This window comes from Clostridium sp. LIBA-8841, assembly GCF_057782475.1.
In genome coordinates this window covers 1,719,069-1,739,466 of sequence record NZ_CM173488.1, presented here as the reverse complement: position 1 = coordinate 1,739,466, position 20,398 = coordinate 1,719,069, and the positions used below count along the sequence as shown (strand labels likewise).

Sequence of the window (20,398 nt, the reverse complement as noted above, 5' to 3'; positions counted from 1 at the left end):
CACCTCTTCAATTTAAATATTTTTTAAAGGCATTCCCTTAACTAACCTTGCACCATTTGCACCTAAGCTTCTTAAACTTTTGCATCCTTGTTCTAAATTTATAAAGAATAAAGGATCTTCTTCTTTTAATTTATCAATAGTTAAACTTATGTCACCTTGATTATTAATTCCTATTCCAACTGAAAGTTTAGAATCATTAGCTGCTAAATTAGCAAGTTCTTTAGCATCATTTAAATCTTTATTTTTTAATATAAAGGGAATTCCTTCTTCTTCTATTCCCCATAGAATTTCTTCTATGTCCATTTCATTTATTCCTAAAGAACAATATACAAATATACTTGGATGATTATAATCCTTAATCATTTTCTTTGACACCCTTTCTGTCAAAGGCTAATACTAGACCAGTTGCAACTGCATTTCTTGGACCTTCGCATCCTCTTATGTTTCCTCTTCCTGCAACTACTCCATAATGAGATAATGCATCTGTTACTAATTCTGGCACCTCAAAATCTAATGATGAACCTCCAACTAAAACAACGAACTCTATATCTCTTATATTTCCTGTAGGAGAAACACTTCTTAATGCTCTTAAACAGTTAGTTACAAAAACTCTTTCTTTAGCAGTTTTTCTAACATTTTTAATCTTTTCTAAAGAATTTTGTCCATCTATAGGAATAAGCATTCCTTCTTTAATAATTACAATCTTAGCAAAAACTGAAGAATCTAAAGGCTTCTCAAAAAACTCTACTGTTCCGTCTTCATGTCTTATATGGAATAAACTTTCAACTTTAGCCAATGGATATTTCTTTATATCTTCTGCAAGACCAAAGTCCTCTATACCCAATTCTGATTTAATAAGCATAGTTACCATGTTACCAGCACCAGCTAAATGTATTGATGTTATATTTCCTTCTTTATTTATAATAGAAGCATCTGTAGATCCAGCTCCCATATCAAGAATAGCTAATGGAGTGTTTGTACCTGGAGTTGTTAATGCTCCTCTTATAGCCATATCTGCTTCTACTCCACCAACTTCCACAGGTACACCCAATTTTTCTTCAAGTTTATTAGCTATTATTTGCATTTGAAGCTTATGAGCTTTAACCATAGCTGCAATTCCAACAGCATTCTCCATTGAAAACTCTTTTGCAAGTCCTCCTTTAACCTTTTGAGGTATAAAAGTATCAACTGCTAATAAGTCCTGAATTTTTATATCCGAAATACTTTGATTAGTTAAGTCAGCCATAACCTGTCTAACTTTTTCAAGCATTCCTCCCACATTAGAACCTGCATCTCCTCTTAAATCCTCTATTGGAGAACAAAGACTAACAGCTTCCATTATTTTTTCAGCACCATCTTCAACATCTACAGATTCTTTTCTTCTTATACCAGTTATATTTATTTTTCCAGCTGGTATTTTTTTCTCTTTAACATCTCCTTGAGGAGTTTTTATTACAACAGCTGATCTATTTCCTATTAAAGCTCTTGATACAGGAACAATCATTTTTGTTTCCTCTGGACTCAAATCGAAAACGGTAGCTATTCCATATGGATTTGATAATTGTCTTATCACAGATCCTTGGGGTGCTACTTCAACAGCTGCCTTCATATCTACAGGAACCTTTTCTAGTAAAGAAACCTCATCAACTATAGGTATTTTTTTATCTAATCTATTGTTAATTAATACTCCATCATCCTTTTGAACTATGGCAGCAGTTATATTAATACCTTTTCTAGTTGCTTGATTTATTCTAAATACAGCCTCTAAAAAGCTTATATTTCCTAAGATTAATGGAATAAATGCATTTTCTTCATCTTTAATATTAGTAATATCTAAAGTTTCTAAAGCTTCTAAACTTATAGTCTTACCAATTCCTAATCCTAGTCCTCCTGGAGTTGAAGGGTTATGTCCTATCATTGTTGATTCAGTTATTATGGTTTCTGTAATTGTCTCCATAGCAACATCCCCTATAACTGGTGCTGCTTCGTTTATTCTAACTAAATCTAAATCATCTAGAGTTAAATTAGCTTTTTTTAATGCTTGATTTAAAGAAGCTATTACTCCACTTATATTTTCTTCCGTACCTTTGATTCCTGTAGTGGGAATTATCCCACTTGACAGAAATTCAACATTATTTTCATAAACCTTCCCTAAAGCAGTTTCTGTAGAAGAGTTTCCTATATCAATTCCTGCTATGATTTTCATGCCTTCACCTCTTGAATTTTACTCTTCTGTTCTTAATTTATTTCTAGTTTCATATACTTCAGCCGCTTCTCTAACAAAATCAGCATTAACCTTAGCATCATATTTTGTTTCAAGTTCATCAGCTATTTTAAATAAATCCTCTTTTGTTGAACGATATGGTCTTAAAGCGTTATACATCTCTAATATTCTATCGTCTGGAACTCTTATAAGCTCTGCAGCTCTTCTAAAGTTTCTAGCTATAGCATCTCTATTCATACTTTCAGCTATTTGAGCTTGCATTTCTAAAGTTTCTGGTGAAATTCTTATATCATCTGCATTGATTTCTCCACTTAAAACTTTTTCTAAAGTTATATCTTCTAAGCCTTTTCCTGTTGGAGTTTTTATTTCTCCTTTTCTCTTAGAAGTTAAAGGATAATCTGCCGCAGTCATTCTCTTGTTTTCCATGATTTCAATCCTTTCTAAATTAAAACTTAACTTCTAATTGAACTGGTTTTTTACCTGGTTCAACATGTTTAGTTTCTTTTATATGTAATAAAGCTGCCTTAGCCATAAATTTAGGTCTAACCATTTGATCATTTTTTACTGGTACTGGTGTTGGTGACTCACCTTTAGCATATTTAGCTGCATTTTTTCCGATTAATCTGTATGTTTCTGGAGTTAAAAGTGGAGCCTGTGAAAATAACTCTAAGTTATTTAATGGTAATAAATCTTTTTGATGTATTACTGTTGTTCCTTTTGATTGTATTCCTATACCTATTCCTGATCCACTTAAACAAGCTGCATCATGAGATATAAAAGATACATCAGATGTTCTTAACACTCTAACTACTCTTGCATTTAATCCTTCTTCTTCGATTCCAGCTATGATTTCTATTAATGCCTCACTATGAGGAACATCAACTATTGTTTTGTTTTGATATTTTAAGAAGGCAGGTGCTAATCCTATAACAACTTCATCTGATCTTAAACCAACTTTGGCTTCTCCAACCTCTTCAACTGCTATTTCTGGTATAAAAGTTCTTTCTTCCATTGTCATTCTCCCCCTACTTTATATCCTCTGGCTTCATTACTGTAGGAACATTTTTAATTTCTTCCCATCTTTCGCCATCTAGTCTATATCCTGTTCCAGGTCCCATATAGTCATTTACATCATTAACAGCACTTATAACATTGAAGTTTTTATCTAATATTGCTGAAGTTTGAAGATAATCTCCAGTAACTCTTTGCTTAAGCATATTTAATAAATTGTTTGCTATATCTTCCATGCCATTTTTACTTAAAGCTTTTATTATATCTAGTCCTGTTATTCTTCTTTCTAACATTTCCTCTGCAGCTTTTAAGTCTTCAACTATATTTCTATCTGGCATTTCTTTACTTCCATGACAGTAAGTAGCTGCTTCAACTTCTTCATCAGTTACTTCTGGGAATCCTAATTCTCTAAAGATTATTTGTATGCATTTAGCAGCTTTATTTCTAACCTTTATAGTTTCTTCTTCTGTAACTGGTCTTACTCCACCATCAACCTTTAAGTCTCTTTGAAGTATGTTGTAATCATCAAAGTCCTCTGCATCGAAGTTTGAACCAGCAAACATGTTATCATAGTTTGGAACTGCACTATATCCTGAGAATATAAAGTCTGTTCCTGGAAGCATTTGCATTAACATTCTAGCTGTTCTTCTTATATCTGAATGAGAGAATGTTTGGTCATTTGCTGATGCAACCTCTATATCAAGCATTGCAGCTATTAGGTTTTCTCCAAGTACAGCTCTGATTCCTGATGGAACAGCTCCTGTCATACCTATACAACTAACTGCACCATTTTGTAATCCTTGAACCCCTGCTCCCTTAGTTATGTATATACATCTTGACTCTAAGTAAAGCATTGATTTTCCTTCTGAGTATCCCATTAATGCTTCTGAACCCGAACCTGATGTAAATCTCATCTTAAGTCCTCTTGAAGCATAAGCTGATGCTAAGAACGCTTTTGACCATGGAGTATCATCTCCATCTGTAAATACTGCCTCTGTTCCATAAACTGAAACTGTTTCTGCATAACTTGTAAGTCCTCTCATTCCTAGGTCAAGTTCAGTAGCTTCCTCAACTGCACATTGAGTTAAAACTCCTCCTCTTCCTACCTGTGAACCTACTAAGATAGCTAATGCATTGAAAGGTGCATATCTTACTATACCTACTGTAGTCTCTTGCTCTGCAAATCCTCTTAAAGCAGCCTCTGCAGCATCTGCAGCTATTTGAACCGGGTTGTCTTTTACGTTAGTAACATGACATTGGTTCGCTGGTGTTCTTCTTGCTCTCATTTTTTGAAGAGCCATCATCATTTCAACAACGTTCATCTCTTGAATAACTTCTACTGATTTCATAGGAGTTATTGATGTTGTTATTTTAACTATTTCATCTCTACTTACATTTATATCAACTAATCTTCTTGCTATCTCTTTAGATGAAAGAGCCATTGATTCTTCTGCATTTTCTATATTTATAGCATAATCAGCTATAAATTTATCTATCATATCGAATTCATCTCTTGTTTTACCATCTAATTCAGTAATTTTTCCATTTTCTATTTTTATTGATGATTTTGGATCATTTGGACTATCTAAAGCTATTAAGCCTTCATCAGCCCACTCTCCTATAAGTCCATCTTGATTTACAGGACGTTCTGATAATACTTGGAATCTTTTAGATTTCACTTTAACGTCTCCTCGCTTTCAAATTCATTTGTTAATTTTTTATCCATGTCTAGATTTTAATATAATTTTAATTAAATTCCATCGAAAAATCCTCATCTATTATGTTAAATTTTTGTCGTATTTTATATAAAAAAATAGGATTATTTTAACTTCACATATATGAAAATTAAAATAATCCTATCTAAATATCATTTTTTTAATACTTTTACCTCTATAAGGTGATATTTTCCTATCAATCTTGATTTTTTTATAACAATTTCTCATCTTATTGCCGTAATTTCATATGTAACAATCCTCACGAAAATAAAAGGATTGTTAATTTAATAATTAATTTATTCTTCTCTAAAAGCCTTAGGCGTCAATCCTGTTATCTTTTTAAATACCCTTATAAAATAACCACAATCATCAAAGCCTAAATCTAATGATATATTGATTATAGGTTCTTTACTCTCTTTTAGTAATTTTTTTGCCTTATCTACTTTTTTTTCATTTATATAAGTAATTACTGTCTTGCCAGTTTCTTTTTTAAAGATTCTACTAAAGTATCCTGGACTTAAGTTACAAATAGATGCTAATTCTTCAAGCTTAAGCATTTTATCCATATTATCATCTATATACTTAGAAACCTTACCTACAAGATTTTCCTTTTCATCAAAACAACCTTCTGATTTTTTTTCAAAATTATGATTTGTATTTTCTACTAAAACATTATTGTTTTCTACCTTATCTATAATCCCATCAACAATTTCTGTTATCTTATCTGGCTTTATTGGCTTTAGTATATAATCTGATCCACCTAGCACTAAAACCTTATGTATAAATTCAAAATCATCATATGCAGTTAGCATTATTATTTCCTTATTAGGATTTTCTTTTTTTATAAGCTCCAGAGCTTTAATACCATTAATTCCTGGCATTTTTATATCCATGATTATTACATCTGGGTTATACTCTCTATTTAACTCCAAAGCTTCCTTTCCATTTTTAGCCTCAATAATTTCTTTCACTCTTAAATTCTTCTTTAATATGGCAATTAAAACACTTCTTTCTAATTGCTCATCATCAGCAACCATTATGCTAACCACTAAAACGCACTCCCTCTATTAAAGTTTTTTAGGTATTGTAATTTCAACTTTAGTACCTTTTTTAACTTTACTCTCTATATTTATAATGTACTCATCACCATAATAATGATACATTCTTTTATTAACATTATTTATTCCGACTTTATCAAATCCAACTTTATCTCTACTTTTTATTTCATTTCTAATTTCACAAAGTTTTTCAACTGGTATTCCAACTCCATCATCAATTATTGTAATAAGCATACTTTCTTCTTTATTAGTAATTGATAAATTAATTGTTCCACCTTGCTCTTTTTCCTCAATTCCATGTAACACTGCATTCTCTACAAAAACTTGAAGAGCCATAAATGGAATTTGAACATTAGAATCATCTTCATTAAAATCTATATTATATTTTATTCTTTCTCCAAAGCGTACCTTTTGAATCTCTAAGTAAGCTTTAACATGATTTATCTCTTCATCAAGTCTTACAATTTTATTAGCTTTTTTCAATGTATATCTTAAAATATATGATAAATTATAGATTACCTCTTGGGTTTTAGGAGCATCTTCTATAATAGCTAAAGAGGCTATACTATTTAATACATTGAATAAAAAATGAGGATTTATTTGAGATTGAAGGGCCTTTAACTGACAAGCTTTATATTCTTCTTCAAGTTCTAACTTACTTCTTTCCGCTCTTGCAATTTCTATGTTTTTTTTGTAAATCTCATTTTGAGTTCTCTTTAAAAGCGCCTCTTCAACAATGTAATTGCTTACATGAGACATCATTTCAGAAACAGCTTGTATTTTATCAAAGCTTAACACTGGAATTTTCTCATATGCTTCAAGTATTTTTTCTTTTTCCATAGAATCATATTCTAATTCTTTCGTAAGAACCTCCTCAAGGTTATAATCCTCTGCATTCTCTAAAAGAACCTGTCCAACCATAACAGCACCTAAGTATTGACCATCGATTATTATAGGAACTGCAACATCAACAAGACCTCTATGGCATTTATATATGTAAAAACTTCCTTCTCTAGCAGCTTCTAATCCACCTCTTGAATCACATTTTTCACATAATTTAGCAAACTCTTTTTTCTCTCTTATAAGTCTACAAAATTCACTACATCTACTATGCTTTGTAACAGGTATTCCTTTGTAATCCACTGTAATTATTGCAAACTCCGTTGCTCTAGATATGTCATCCTGTATTTTTTGAAAAGAATTAACGTCTAAAATCTCCCTAATATCTAATAAGCCTGCCATATGTCCTCCTTTAAGAACTTTATAATATATACGTTATACTGTGCTATAGTAAAAATAATATTTCTAAAAAACAATACTAATTCTTGATATTTTATATTTGCAAAAAAAAATTATTATCTATATTTAGGTATAGATAATAATTTTTAATCCCTTTAACTTAGCTTATTAAAATATATTTACATAAACTAAGGCTCCACATATTGCCCCTAGTATAGGTGCAACAACTGGAATCCAAGCATACTCCCATTTAGAACCACCTTTTCTTGGAATAGGCAGTAAGAAATGTGCTAATCTTGGACCAAAATCTCTAGCTGGATTTATTGCATATCCTGTAGGACCACCTAAACTTAATCCAATAGCCCATATTAGACATCCTATTATAATTACTTTTACACCATAATCTATGTTTTGAGCACCAATTCCTAATACAGCAAAAGCTAAAACAAAAGTTCCAACAAACTCTGTTAAAAAGTTTATCTTATGATCTTCTATTTCTGGAATAGTACAAAATACACCTAATTTTGAATTTTGATCTTCTGTCTCTTCAAAATGATTATAGTAAGTTATGTAAACTACAACAGCTCCTAAGAAAGCTCCTAAAAGTTGTGCAATTATATAAGGAATAACTTGAGCCCATGAAAATTGTCCAACAATAGCTAAAGCTATTGTTAATGCTGGATTAAATAATGCTCCACTTACACTAGTAAAAAGTGCTGCTGGTATAACTACAGCTAATGCCCATCCAGTAGTTATAACTATCCACCCTGAGCTATTTCCCTTTGTCTTCCTTAAAACTACGTTAGCAACAACGCCATCACCTAATATTATAAGTAGCATCGTTCCTATTAATTCCGCTAATAATGTTGCCATAAAATATACTCCTCTATACTTATGGCACAAATACAATATTCTTTAATAAAACTTTAATATTTCTTTAACAACACTTATAATATAATACACATGTTAAAAAATAGTCAAGCTTATAATTAAAATTTCTTTTTATTTTTAATATATTTATTAATTTGACTAAAAAAACATTCCATTTAGAGCAAATTTATCCATGTAAATCTTTTAAATTAGTTAAAATTTCAACATTTTAGGATTCTTTATTATTTTCTTTCAAACCCTCTGAAATTTCATTTAACTTGTCTTCTATTCTATTTAATCTATTCATTAAACTTACTATCATTTTTATTGCTTTAATAACTAAATACACAATTAAAACTATTAATCCTATGTTGAATAAAGTAAAAATTATCCTTAAAAAATCTAATTCCATTTTATCTTCCCCTTTCAATATATTAATATTGTAATTTATAGCTTCAGTTCTTTCAAATTTTTTTGTAAATTCTCTATACTTATTTACAAATATTCTTTTTGTATATTTTCTTAATTTTTATGAAAAATTTATTTAAAATTTTCATGATTTTTTGATATTTTTATAGCCATAAAAAAATGTAAACATTATCCCATCATATTTTAATCCAATATGTTTTTATACGACGAACTCTTGTATTTATGCATATTAAGAAGACATTTGACATCCATATTATATTTGATATATAGTTATTTTTAATTGGATTTTAATTTATTTTTAATTTTATATTTATTCATAATTTATATTTTACAGATAAAAACTTAAGCAAATATAATATTTTTTACTGGGGAGGATACTAATATGTATAGCTTAAAAAATGATTATAGTGAAGGAGCTCATCCTAGAATATTAGAAGCTTTAATGGAATCAAACTTTTCTCAAGAAGAAGGTTATGGCTATGATAGTCATACTCAAAATGCAATTTCAAAAATAAGAGAACTTTCTCAAAATGAAAATATAGATGTCCATTTTATTTCTGGAGGAACTCAAACTAACCTTATAGCAATAGATGGTTTTTTAAGACCATATGAAGCATGTATATCACCTAATACAGGGCATATCGCTGTTAATGAATGTGGTGCTATTGAATATACTGGTCACAAAGTCATAACTATTGATTGTAATGAAGGAAAACTAAATCCAGATTTAATCGAAAACTTATTAATTGAATATGATTCTGAACATGTTTTAATACCAAAATTAGTTTACATATCTAATCCAACAGAACTTGGTACAGTTTATGATAAAAATGAAATGAAAGCACTTTATGATTGTTGTAAGAATAATAACCTTCTTTTATATGTAGATGGAGCAAGACTTGGTTCAGCCTTATCTCTTGAAGAAGCTAGTCTTTCTCTAGCTGATATGTGTAAATATACTGATGCATTTTCGATTGGAGGAACAAAAAATGGTGCTCTCCTAGGAGAAGCTTTAGTTATAAGTAATGAACTTTTAAAACCTAATTTCAGACATAATATTAAGCAAAAAGGTGCTCTATTAGCTAAAGGAAGACTTTTAGGGATACAGTTTGAAGAATTATTTAGAGATGGCTTATACTTTGAATTAGCATCTCACTCAAATAAAATGGGTAAACTTTTAAGCGAAGGTTTAAAGGAATGTGGTTATGAGCTTCTAATAGAATCTCCTACTAATCAAATTTTCCCAATCCTTCCTAATAATATAATTGAAGAGCTTGAAAAAGATTATAGATTCTATAGATGGACTAAAGTCGATGAAAATAAATCTTCTATAAGACTTATAACCTCTTGGGCAACCAAAGAAGAGGCAATTAAAGATTTTATATTAAAAGTTAAAGAACTTACAAAATAAATAAAAAATATAGGTCGTATAATAAATACGACCTATATTTTTATATGCTTAAAACTTGACCTGTAGCTATATAATTAATCTTATCTCCAAGTCTCTGTTCTAACATTTTAAAAGCTTTCATACCGGTACAGTGGCAAGTGTAAAAATTAGTGTCTCTTTCAATCAGATTATCTCCTAATGTATTTATAAAAGTATCACTTTCACTTCTTCCTGTTGCTGGATTAAATATATGGAAACCACTTATAACATAGTCTAAGTCTTTTCCTACAATTACTTCTGCCTTATCAAGAATGTTTCTTATATCATTATGAGCACAGCCACCAAATAAAATATACTTTTCTCCCTCTTTTATTATAAGGTTTTGTTCATGAGTAAAATCATCTTCTAAATAGATTCCATTCACTCTCTTATATAATGCTCCATTAAACCCTGAACTCTTATGATTATTTTCAACTGTTGAAAATAAGTACAGTTCGCTATCAATTTTCATATCACCATCAGTTAATATTATTCTTGGATTTAATTTTAAGTCTTTGTTTAAACCTATATATTTTTTAAACAATCCAACCACACTATAGTGTTCATTAAAAGCATCCTTGTGTATATATATCTTAGCTTTATTGTTTATTTTTAAGAAGTATTCTAACCCTCCACCATGGTCACTATGTCCATGAGATATTATAACAGTATCAACATCAGCTAAATCGATATTTAATTTTTTTGCATTTTCTATAAAAACATCCTTTGGCCCTAAATCAAAAAGTATACTTTGGTTTTCTGTTTTTATATGAAATGATAACCCATGCTTGTTGTTATATTCACTTGCTAACTTTGTATTTTCTACTAAGGTTGTTATTACCAAATTACTCGCTCCTCTCAGTTCTCTTTTATATTAAATATAGTTTGGAAATTTATACATAAAATACCCTTATTTAAATATTCTTAATTTTAAAAATTGTACTTATTAATATTAATAAAATTATTATACCTAATAAAAAACAAAACACTTTTTCAACATCAGTGCCTAAATCACCACTAAACAAACAATACTTTTAGGTAAATCCAAACTTAAAGCACCTAATAATTAACACACTTATTTCTTAAATAAGATATGCTATATTTATATTATTTATGTAAAATATTACCTTGTTTTATAAGATTACTTATAAAACAATTTATTAATATTGATATAAAAAGCTTTATTATATTTTTCATAAATAATAAAGCCTTCAAAAAATTATAATGGTAATAAGGTTATTTTCTTAGCAGCTTCCTTCTCTTCTTCATTTAAATTTCTTGAAACATATTCATAGCAATTTAAAATTAAATCTGAATAAGTATCAAAAGCTTCCTGATTTGCAAAACCTTTTCCTTCAAACATCCTATCCATTATTTGCATAAGATTTTTTATATACAAATATGGATTTATAAAAGTACTCAAATCTCTAAATCCATCACCTTCATAATCTTTAATCTCGTCTTGTAGTCTATGATCGCATTCTCCCTTACAGCATGGAAGAACCCTTACTATTTGATCATTTTCATCAGTTATTATTTGAACCATAGACATTTTTATATTATCCATTAAATCTTTACCACATACAACACATTTTAATGTTTCATTGTTTGAAAATATATTTGATTTTTCCATCTTATTTACATCTCCTTTGTTATAATAACTTCATGTTCATTAACAATTTATTGATTTTATAAATTGTATTTTTCTCATCGATATTATCTTCATAACAGGCTACATAAATACTTCTTCCCGACTCTAAATGTAAAAACCAATTATCTAGCATATTTAGATAAATATACTTTATATATAAATCATTAAACTCTCTTCCAACAAATCCATTCCCACTATTATATACCTCATTACTAACAGCATAATTAGAATGATATATTATATCTTCTGGATTGCTCTGTATTAACTTTAAATTTCCCTCAAAATCTATTATTAGAGAGTTATTATATCTATCATCTCCTTCTTTTAGAACTCTTCTTATATCATCAATCGTAAAAATATTAGGCTTTGTTTTTCTATGTACTACTATCTCAATATTAAAATTATCAACCCCAAAACAACTTATTTGAAAGCCTCCAACATTGACCTTTTCTCCGTTTATAAGAAGAATATTATTATTAACAAGCCACTTTTCAGCCTCTTCATGAGTATTAAATATCATATCATTTTTAAAATCAATCTTTAAAAAATTTTCTTGAGGTTCCCAATCATAGTTATTTTTAAGTCTATAAACTGAATCTAAAGGTATTTTATAAGCATTAATTGTAAAAACCATATCCTCACCCCTAATTATCAAGAATAAAAGTAAAATCAAAGCCAAATAATTACAATTTAATTATATCACCCCCTTAACTTTTTGTACACATTTACATAAATATAAAAGCGCTATAATGTCGATAATATTCATTACTATTAGTATTATTGTAAAATTTATGTAACTATGATATTCTCATTAATAGACGTAGAAATAAGGAGAGAATATTTTGAAAAAGAAATATAGCATTATCTTAGTTTTTCTTATGCTTATATTCTTATTTTCTAGTATATTTAAAGAATATAGTGTATATGGAAAGCCTTCAGACAATCCCAATAAAAACTATTTAACCGAAAAAATAATATTGGACAATATAGAAAATACTTATAAAGAAGCTAAAATTACTCCTTCATACATAAATAAAGCTAGAAAATATTTAAATTCAAAACCTAAAAATTGTGACATTTATTTTTCTCTAGGTTATTTTGATTATGTATCAAAGGATTATAGTAGTGCTATTAAAAATTTTATTAATGCCAAAAATGCTATTAATGATGCTTCTTCTGATTTTGTAAGAATATATACTTATATTTTTTTAAATAGATGTTTAATCGAAGAAAATAATAGTTTTGGAAGATATTCAGGATTAGTTGAAAATGCACAGGATGCAATAAAATATATAAAAGGAGATAGCTCTTTAAAGAATGATACTTACATAATTAATGATGTCTTAAAAACTCTTACTAGTGTATCTTATACTAGAAATGCTGCAATAAATATACTAAATAACTATATTGACAAGACAGGTGGACTTACAGAAGAATCTAAAATAGCTTTAAATTATTATCTTGCTAATTTTTATTTATTAAACTTTAATTATGCTAATGCCACTTATATTTATCTAGATATTATAAATAGTATAAATACTGAAAAAAATATAAATGGTGGAGAAATCTATAAAATAAAAGCATATACTTCTTTAGGAAATATAAATCTTCAATTAAAAAACTTTAGTACAGCTATTGATTTCTACCAATTAGCTGTTAAAACGCCTGTTAAAAATGATAAAATTGATGCTAAATCAAAAGTTGAGGCTTACATAAATATAATTGATTCATATACTAATTTAAATTATTTTTCAAGTGCTGAAGACGCTGCCAAGAAAGTACCACCTTTACTTACCAAATTATCTTCCTCTTATAAGGATGATGCTGAGATATTATACCTAAATAGTTTAGCTCTATTAGCTATAAAAAGAAAAAACTTTAAAGAAGCCGAAGATTATATAAATAAAGGATTTGAACTTTTAAAAAATGATAATATTTCTATATATTCTAACAAAGATATTACCTTTAAATTAACATATGCAAATCTTTTGTTGGAAAAAGGAGATTATTATAATGCTTTAACTGAATATAATGAAGATTTGAAAGAATCCAATAAAAGAGGTGCAATATTAAATATACCTATCTATGAGGGATTAGTGAAAACTTATGAAGCCCTTGGTGATACTGAGAAAGCTTTAAATTTTAGTAAAAAACTAATTGAAGAAAAAGATAAATTTCAAAATGAAATAGATAACGATTATATCGATTATGCTATAAAAGCTTATGAAAATGAATTACTTAAAGAACAAAAGAATAGAGAACAACTCTATATGATTATATTAATAACTATTGTTAGTTTTTTACTAATAATTATTTTCACAAGGATGAGATTAATAAAGTTATTAAAAAAATCTAATTGTACTGATGGAATGACAAATCTTTTAAATAGAAAGTTTTTAGCTTCATATGCTAGTAAAAACAAGAAATTTCTTGAGCTTAATGAAATTTCAATACTACTTATAGATATTGATTATTTTAAAAATTACAATGATAATTATGGTCATATAAAAGGAGATGAAGTTATAAAGTCTGTTTCTCAATCTATTTTAACTAATATTGATAAGGAGGATTTTGCTATACGATATGGTGGTGAAGAATTATTAATTATACTTCCAAAAAGATCTGAATTAGAAGCAAAAAAAATTTCATTTAAGATTCAAGCAGATTTAAGACTAAAGTCAATTGAACACAAATTCTCTTTAGCCGATCAATATGTAACTATAAGTGTAGGAATATATACAAAGGCAAAGGGAGTAAAAGAAAATATTTATGATATGATTCAAAAATCAGATGAGGCATTATATTTAGCTAAAAACAATGGTAAAAATAGAATTGAAGTTTTCTCAAAGATAAAAACAAACTAGATTATTAAATCTAGTTTGTTTTTATTTTTTCACTAAAACTTTCTAAAGTAATCATATATTTTTTTTACTTATACTCATTAAATGAATATATCTCCTCTATATTTTTCCTAACTTTCTTTCTTGTATTCTTATTATCATAATATCCTAAAGATATTACTAAATGAATTTCTTTACTACTTGGTATTTTAAGAAGATTTTTTATATTTTTTTCTTTGAACCATCCCATCATACAAGTGCCAAGTCCTAATTCTGTAGCAGCTAAGCATAAATGTTCTGATGCAATCCCAATATCTATTGATGTATAATCCTTTTTCTTTATAAGTTCTCCCATCTTAGATGTAAAATTACGTTTTTCACCAACGACTACAATAAATACTAGAGAAGTTAAGACAAATTTATTAATTCCTATTAATGGATCATATAGGTTATCTGCAATTTCTTTTGCCATTTCTCTATCATCAACCACAACAAATTTCCAAGGTTGAGCATTACAAGCTGATGGTGCTAACCTAGCCGCTTCAATTATTTTCAATATTTTTTCTCTTTCAACCTCTTTATCTAAATATCCTCTTACACTCTCTCTTTTATTTAATAATTCAAAAAAATTCATACATATTCTCCTCTAAAATTATATTCAACAAACTTATTTTATCATTTATTAAAAGATTATGTGTATATTTAATTCCTATTCCGCTCTTAATTCCTTCATACTCTCTACCAATATTTTCTATGTTATAATTTATAATACACTCTAAAATAAATTTATTAATCTCTTAATATCTATCTTACCACTGTTATTTATGGGTAGTTCTTCAACTACAATTATTCTTGGAATTTCATATAAAGAAAGTTCATTTTTTAAAGAAGCTTTTAAAATATTAATGCTAGTATTTTTACTTTTTAAAATATATACTTAATGATTAGACATTCTTACTTTATAGGTGATATAATAAGCAAATAAATTCACTTAAAGTTTTTGGTGAAATATTTTATAAATACTAAAGAATAAACCATCTTATTTTAAGATGTTTTTATTATTAAGGAGAGATTTTATGTTTAAAGTTAATAAAGAGAAGTGCATTGCATGTACTCAATGTATAAAGGATTGTCCTGTAAATGATATATCACTTGTAGATGAAAAAGCTAATATTAAAAATAGAAACTGTATAAAATGTGGCCATTGTATTGCAGTTTGTCCAACTAAAGCTGTTTCAACAGATGATTATAATATGGAAGAAGTTAAAGAATATGATAAGGAAACCTTTGATATAGAATCTGAAAACTTATTAAATTTCATAAAATTTAGAAGAAGCGTTAGAAGATTTAAGGATAAAGATGTAGAAAAAGAAAAGCTAGAAAAAATTCTTGAAGCTGGTAGATTCACTCAAACAGCAGTTAATAGCCAAGATGTTTCTTATGTTGTCATCACTGAAAAAATAGCTGAACTAAGAGATTTAGCTTATGAAAGTTTAAAAGAAAAAGGTGAGTATATACTTAATAATTTAAATGATGAAAATAAGCATTTAAGAAGATACGCCTTAATATGGACTAAAATGTATAAAGCATATAAAGCTGATCCAATAAAAAATGATAGATTATTTTTTAATGCTCCAGTAATTATAGTTGCCTTTTCTCATCATGACTTAGATGGCGAATTAGCCTCTTCAAATATGGAACTTATGACTAATGCATTAGGACTTGGAACCTTCTTTAGTGGCTTCCTACAACTTGCTGCTGAAGGAAATGAAAAAATTCTAACTCTACTTGGAGTTGAAAATAAAAAAATAGCTTCATGTATGGTTATAGGCTATCCAGCAATTACATATAAAAGAACAGCTCCTAGAAAAAAAGTTGAAGTAAATTGGATTTAAAAAAAGCTCTACTAATTAAATTAGTAGAGCTCTTCTATATTTTATTATTTCACATTTAATTTTTCTTTAGCTAAACTCGGTAATTCATCTGCTTGAACTTCTTTGTAAGAAAGAATAGCATTTAATTCATTACTTTTTGGATCTCTAACACGTACTTCTAAGAAGGCACCTTTTCTTAGATTCTTATCTGCTGTAAATACTACTTTTATTTCATTTCCAGATTCATCATAAGCTTTAATATCTCTATATTCATATCTGTAAACATCTTCCTCACCATCTTTAAATGCAAACTTTTTCTTTCCGTCAACTGACACTTGTAGATAATATTTATCTGAACCAATGTCTTTTAAACTTCCACATCCAGTAATACCTACTGCAACAAAACATAATGTAGCTACTAAAATAATTTTTGATAATATTTTCAATATAAACCCTCCATTTAAATAAAATATAAAATTTTATGTTTTAATTATAATTTTTTATTTTAATTTGTTATATTGATTTATCTTTCGTTAATATTACATTTTTGTAAGATATAATAGTTAATCTGAACTTTTTATTTACTAAAAGCTATTTTAAATTTTTCTTTGTACATAAATATATCTCATGTGACACTTACAATGTCTCTCTTTCAACATCTTTATATGTATCTCCTCATCAAAATACTTAGTTACCTTTAAATAAAATACTAATGTTGTAATAACCATTAAAACAAATCCATATACATATATTCCCCTATAATTCAATTTATCTATTATAAGACCTCCCATAAAATTCCCTATCGAACTGGACAATCCGTTAACTAATAATTTAACTCCTGCAAAGATATCTCTATTCTCTAACTCTATATGACTCATCATAGAACTATCTAAAGAAGAACCTACTAGGCATGCACTTGCTGCTCTACATATTAAAGCTACAATAAAAACAACTGTAGGAAGACCTAAAGAAAGACAAAATGTACTTAGTACTATTCCAAGCATAGCTAAAAGTTCAAATTTACGTATACCAAGCTTCTCTATAACCATTGGCATTAGCGTTATGCTTATCATATTTAGAGAAGTTATTATAAAGTTAATTATAGAAATAATTGTATTGCTTAAATTAAACTGATTCTTAAGTATTAAATTATTATATGGCCAAATTGCACTCCCTCCTATAGATAATATAAATAAAAACATAGCAAAAACTCTTATCCTCTTATGAGTTTTAAATAATGTTAATGCATTTTTTAAAGCTTTATTTACTACTTTACTATCACTCTTAATTCTCTTGTCTTTTGGAAGTAAGAATAATCGTATTATAAAAGCTCCTATTGTCATCATGGTAGCTAATAAAAAAAGAGTTTTATAGCCAACATTAATAAATATCGGAATTTTATTTATATTTCCTGCTAACAGCCCTCCCAAGGTTGATGCAATAAAATTCACTGATGATTTATAACTATAAGCGCAACATTCTTTATCTGGTGTTGTATATGAATATAATAACTGTAACTCTGTAACCTGAATAAAGCATAAGCCAATATTAACTAAAATTTGAGCTATTAATAACATAAAGTAACTTATAAAAACAACATAAAACCCCATTCCTAATGCACTTAAAAGACATCCAGCTGCCAATACAGTTTTTCTTCCTAAGATATTAATAAATGGTCCTACAAAAAATCCAACCATAGATGATAATGCTCCTATAGAGAAAAGTATTCCTATTTTATCTGGAGGTATTTTTATTTCATTTAGATATAAAATTTGTAAAAAACCATATATTCCAAAGGCTCCAGCTAAAATCAATTCACTTATAACTATTATTTGAACATTTCTAGAAAATGAAGCATAATTTTTTATGGATTTAAACTTATCCATTTATAATTTCCTCCTTTGTAAAGTTTTTATTTAATTAATCATTTAAAATATACAAAATTATAATAAGCAATATTTTTTAAATTTATGTATTTGCTAATTTTATATAAAATTTAAATAGTCTAGATTTATTTTTAGATAAAATAAAAAGTGTATTAACTTATAAAAAGTTAATACACTTAAATACTTATTTACTATAAATTACTTAACTAGCTTTTGTAATTTTTCTCTTAATTCATTTAATCTTTCTACTGATGGATATGGAGATTTCTGTTCCAGAGCTTTATTAATTACATCAAGTGCCTTTTTATATTCTCCTACTCTTTCATAAGCTAAAGCTAAAAGATATGAGTTAATCCCTGGATTTACATTATTTTCTATAAGTTTTTCATAATAATCTACCATTTCTTTTTGTAATCTTTCTCTTATTTCCTTTAACCTTTCCACTGATGGATATGGAGATTCTTGTTCTAAAGCTTTATCAATCACATCAAGTGCCTTTTTATATTCTCCTACTCTTTCATAAGCTAAAGCTAAAAGATATGAGTTAACCCCTGGATTTACATTATTTTCTATAAGTTTTTCATAGTAATCTACCATTTCTTTTTGTAATCTTTCTCTTATTTCCTTTAACCTTTCCACTGATGGGTATGGAGATTTCTGTTCCAGAGCTTTATCAATTACATCAAGTGCCTTTTTATATTCTCTTACTCTTTCATAGGCTAAAGCTAAAAGATATGAGTTAATCCCTGGATTTACATTGTTTTCTATAAGTTTTTCATAATAATCTACAATTTCTTTTTGTAATCTTTCTCTTATTTGCTTTAATCTTTCCACTGATGGATATGGAGATTCTTGTTCTAAAGCTTTATCAATCACATCAAGTGCCTTTTTATATTCTCCTACTCTTTCATAGGCTAAAGCTAAAAAATATGAGTTAACCCCTGAATTCACATTATTTTCTATAAGTTTTTCATAATAATCTACCATTTCTTTGTTATACTCATCAGTTTTTTCCATGCTGTCTTCTTTAATATTTTCTTCCTTATTAGAATCCACTCTTAATTTAAATTCTTCAGTGTCATCTAGGTAACTCTTATTTACATAAGGACTATAAAAATCTATAAATATAGAATCCATAGTCTTTATGCACCTTATATTAGTTAGATTATCTTCTTTTAATTCTTCATTAAATGCCTTCGTTTCTTCCTTAAAAGCATAATAGCTTATGTCTCTATACTCTTCCTCTTCCTCATCCCTATAATTATTTATTCTTTTTCCCAAAATTTTCTTCTCAATTTCTTTATTTTCTTTTTCTCCAAAACTAAATGCACCAATATTGAAAATCATTATATTATTATCAGCTAAATTAACAAAACTATCAATGTACCCAATTGTATCTGCATTAGATTCTCCTATTACTCTTTGTCTTATAAAAAGATATGGAGTGTCAATATACACACTCTTTATTGGAAAGGCATTATTTATATCTGATATAGTTGGAGTTATATTCTCTTTTACATTCCCATCCTTATCATATATCATATCTAAATAAACTTTTGGCTTACTACCTATATAAAATATAAAATTTTCTTTTAAAGATGGTGAACTTACTTTCACTATATTTCCTGGTAAATATTTCCCTAAGAAGTTATATTTCTTAGAGAACATTTCTGAACTAAAAATTTCTTTTAGATTCTCATCTTTATATTGATAAATACTAGCTATCTCATATCCGCCTGATCCTCCATAGTCTCCTCTTAACATTATTTCATCTAATCTGTCATTATTAAAATCTCCTAGAAATAACTCTAAACCATATCCAGTATAATCAACATTGGTAGTTATCTCTCTTCCTCCTCCTTCTGGAATTATAACTATTTGTATATTTTTAGTAAAATCTCCTCCTTTTTGATCATATGTTCCAACTAAGACAACTTTATCTTTACTATATTCATTTATAATATTGCCAACTTTAACATCTAAAATTATTTTATTATTTGAGTTAGGCATACATACTCTTCCTTCTATTATTAATTACAATATATTGTATTTTAAAAAAGGTAAAAAGTTTAATCTATTTACTCTTTAAATTGATATATTCTTATTATATTATTTATATATATCTTTATAAATTCTATTTAATAATTTTTAAATAGAATATTTTTAAGTAAT

Annotated in this window: 19 protein-coding genes; 3 read left to right on the top strand and 16 right to left on the bottom strand. The window is 27.6% G+C overall.

Translation table 11 applies throughout. The features are described 5' to 3' along the window. Positions 1 to 12 precede the first annotated feature (12 nt). The 9 genes from AC2A4K_RS07630 to AC2A4K_RS07590 all read right to left on the bottom strand — a co-directional run bounded on the left by AC2A4K_RS07630 (position 13) and on the right by AC2A4K_RS07590 (position 8,529). Positions 13 to 363, bottom strand: coding sequence for a glycerol dehydratase reactivase beta/small subunit family protein (locus AC2A4K_RS07630; RefSeq protein WP_322503542.1), 351 nt, complete (start codon positions 361 to 363; stop codon positions 13 to 15). Next, complete coding sequence (locus AC2A4K_RS07625) at positions 356 to 2,206, bottom strand: diol dehydratase reactivase subunit alpha (protein ID WP_322503543.1); 1,851 nt, start codon at positions 2,204 to 2,206, stop codon at positions 356 to 358. Before AC2A4K_RS07625 ends, AC2A4K_RS07630 begins: the two co-directional genes overlap by 8 nt. Positions 2,207 to 2,224: 18 nt before the next feature. Next, positions 2,225 to 2,650 carry a diol dehydratase small subunit gene (locus tag AC2A4K_RS07620; RefSeq protein WP_322503544.1) on the bottom strand — a complete coding sequence of 142 codons (426 nt, stop codon included), beginning with the start codon at positions 2,648 to 2,650 and terminating at the stop codon, positions 2,225 to 2,227. Between the two features lie 19 nt (positions 2,651 to 2,669). Next, entirely contained in the window at positions 2,670 to 3,236 is a 567-nt protein-coding gene (locus tag AC2A4K_RS07615; protein ID WP_322503545.1) for a propanediol/glycerol family dehydratase medium subunit, read from the bottom strand. 13 nt (positions 3,237 to 3,249) lie between these two features. After that, positions 3,250 to 4,914, bottom strand: coding sequence for a propanediol/glycerol family dehydratase large subunit (locus AC2A4K_RS07610; RefSeq protein ID WP_322503546.1), 1,665 nt, complete (start codon positions 4,912 to 4,914; stop codon positions 3,250 to 3,252). 332 nt (positions 4,915 to 5,246) lie between these two features. After that, positions 5,247 to 5,999, bottom strand: a complete 753-nt coding sequence (locus AC2A4K_RS07605; protein ID WP_322503547.1) for a response regulator transcription factor — start codon at positions 5,997 to 5,999, stop codon at positions 5,247 to 5,249. Between the two features lie 18 nt (positions 6,000 to 6,017). Then, positions 6,018 to 7,250 (bottom strand): sensor histidine kinase, encoded by a 1,233-nt coding sequence (locus tag AC2A4K_RS07600; protein WP_322503548.1) that lies wholly within the window; start codon positions 7,248 to 7,250, stop codon positions 6,018 to 6,020. A 165-nt stretch (positions 7,251 to 7,415) separates the two neighbouring features. Then, positions 7,416 to 8,120 (bottom strand): MIP/aquaporin family protein, encoded by a 705-nt coding sequence (locus tag AC2A4K_RS07595; RefSeq protein ID WP_322503549.1) that lies wholly within the window; start codon positions 8,118 to 8,120, stop codon positions 7,416 to 7,418. A 226-nt stretch (positions 8,121 to 8,346) separates the two neighbouring features. Beyond that, positions 8,347 to 8,529 carry a hypothetical protein gene (locus AC2A4K_RS07590; RefSeq protein ID WP_322503550.1) on the bottom strand — a complete coding sequence of 61 codons (183 nt, stop codon included), beginning with the start codon at positions 8,527 to 8,529 and terminating at the stop codon, positions 8,347 to 8,349. Between the two features lie 399 nt (positions 8,530 to 8,928). On the opposite strand from AC2A4K_RS07590, the gene AC2A4K_RS07585 reads away from it, so the two are divergent. Continuing rightward, a complete protein-coding gene (locus AC2A4K_RS07585; protein ID WP_322503551.1) occupies positions 8,929 to 9,957 on the top strand; it encodes a threonine aldolase family protein in 1,029 nt (342 codons plus the stop codon). Positions 9,958 to 9,997: 40 nt separating this feature from the next. Here the strand turns inward: AC2A4K_RS07585 and AC2A4K_RS07580 are convergent, their stop codons facing one another. The 3 genes from AC2A4K_RS07580 to AC2A4K_RS07570 all read right to left on the bottom strand — a co-directional run bounded on the left by AC2A4K_RS07580 (position 9,998) and on the right by AC2A4K_RS07570 (position 12,260). Then, positions 9,998 to 10,819, bottom strand: coding sequence for an MBL fold metallo-hydrolase (locus AC2A4K_RS07580; RefSeq protein ID WP_322503552.1), 822 nt, complete (start codon positions 10,817 to 10,819; stop codon positions 9,998 to 10,000). 375 nt (positions 10,820 to 11,194) lie between these two features. After that, positions 11,195 to 11,608 carry a hypothetical protein gene (locus AC2A4K_RS07575; protein WP_322503553.1) on the bottom strand — a complete coding sequence of 138 codons (414 nt, stop codon included), beginning with the start codon at positions 11,606 to 11,608 and terminating at the stop codon, positions 11,195 to 11,197. A gap of 19 nt (positions 11,609 to 11,627) precedes the next feature. Then, positions 11,628 to 12,260, bottom strand: coding sequence for a hypothetical protein (locus AC2A4K_RS07570; RefSeq protein WP_322503554.1), 633 nt, complete (start codon positions 12,258 to 12,260; stop codon positions 11,628 to 11,630). Positions 12,261 to 12,468: 208 nt separating this feature from the next. Between AC2A4K_RS07570 and AC2A4K_RS07565 the strand changes: the two genes are divergently transcribed. Continuing rightward, positions 12,469 to 14,490, top strand: coding sequence for a tetratricopeptide repeat-containing diguanylate cyclase (locus tag AC2A4K_RS07565; RefSeq protein WP_322503555.1), 2,022 nt, complete (start codon positions 12,469 to 12,471; stop codon positions 14,488 to 14,490). Between the two features lie 64 nt (positions 14,491 to 14,554). Here the strand turns inward: AC2A4K_RS07565 and AC2A4K_RS07560 are convergent, their stop codons facing one another. Further along, positions 14,555 to 15,100 carry a nitroreductase family protein gene (locus AC2A4K_RS07560; RefSeq protein ID WP_322503556.1) on the bottom strand — a complete coding sequence of 182 codons (546 nt, stop codon included), beginning with the start codon at positions 15,098 to 15,100 and terminating at the stop codon, positions 14,555 to 14,557. 442 nt (positions 15,101 to 15,542) lie between these two features. Between AC2A4K_RS07560 and AC2A4K_RS07555 the strand changes: the two genes are divergently transcribed. Continuing rightward, positions 15,543 to 16,361, top strand: a complete 819-nt coding sequence (locus AC2A4K_RS07555) for a nitroreductase family protein (protein WP_322503557.1) — start codon at positions 15,543 to 15,545, stop codon at positions 16,359 to 16,361. Positions 16,362 to 16,405: 44 nt separating this feature from the next. Here the strand turns inward: AC2A4K_RS07555 and AC2A4K_RS07550 are convergent, their stop codons facing one another. From AC2A4K_RS07550 to AC2A4K_RS07540, 3 genes are all read right to left on the bottom strand, one after another. Then, entirely contained in the window at positions 16,406 to 16,786 is a 381-nt protein-coding gene (locus AC2A4K_RS07550) for a YxeA family protein (protein WP_322503558.1), read from the bottom strand. 150 nt (positions 16,787 to 16,936) lie between these two features. Next, on the bottom strand, positions 16,937 to 18,226 hold the full coding sequence (locus tag AC2A4K_RS07545) for an MFS transporter (RefSeq protein ID WP_322503559.1): 1,290 nt from the start codon (positions 18,224 to 18,226) through the stop codon (positions 16,937 to 16,939). Positions 18,227 to 18,424: 198 nt separating this feature from the next. Beyond that, positions 18,425 to 20,236 (bottom strand): hypothetical protein, encoded by a 1,812-nt coding sequence (locus tag AC2A4K_RS07540; protein ID WP_322503560.1) that lies wholly within the window; start codon positions 20,234 to 20,236, stop codon positions 18,425 to 18,427. Positions 20,237 to 20,398 lie beyond the last annotated feature (162 nt).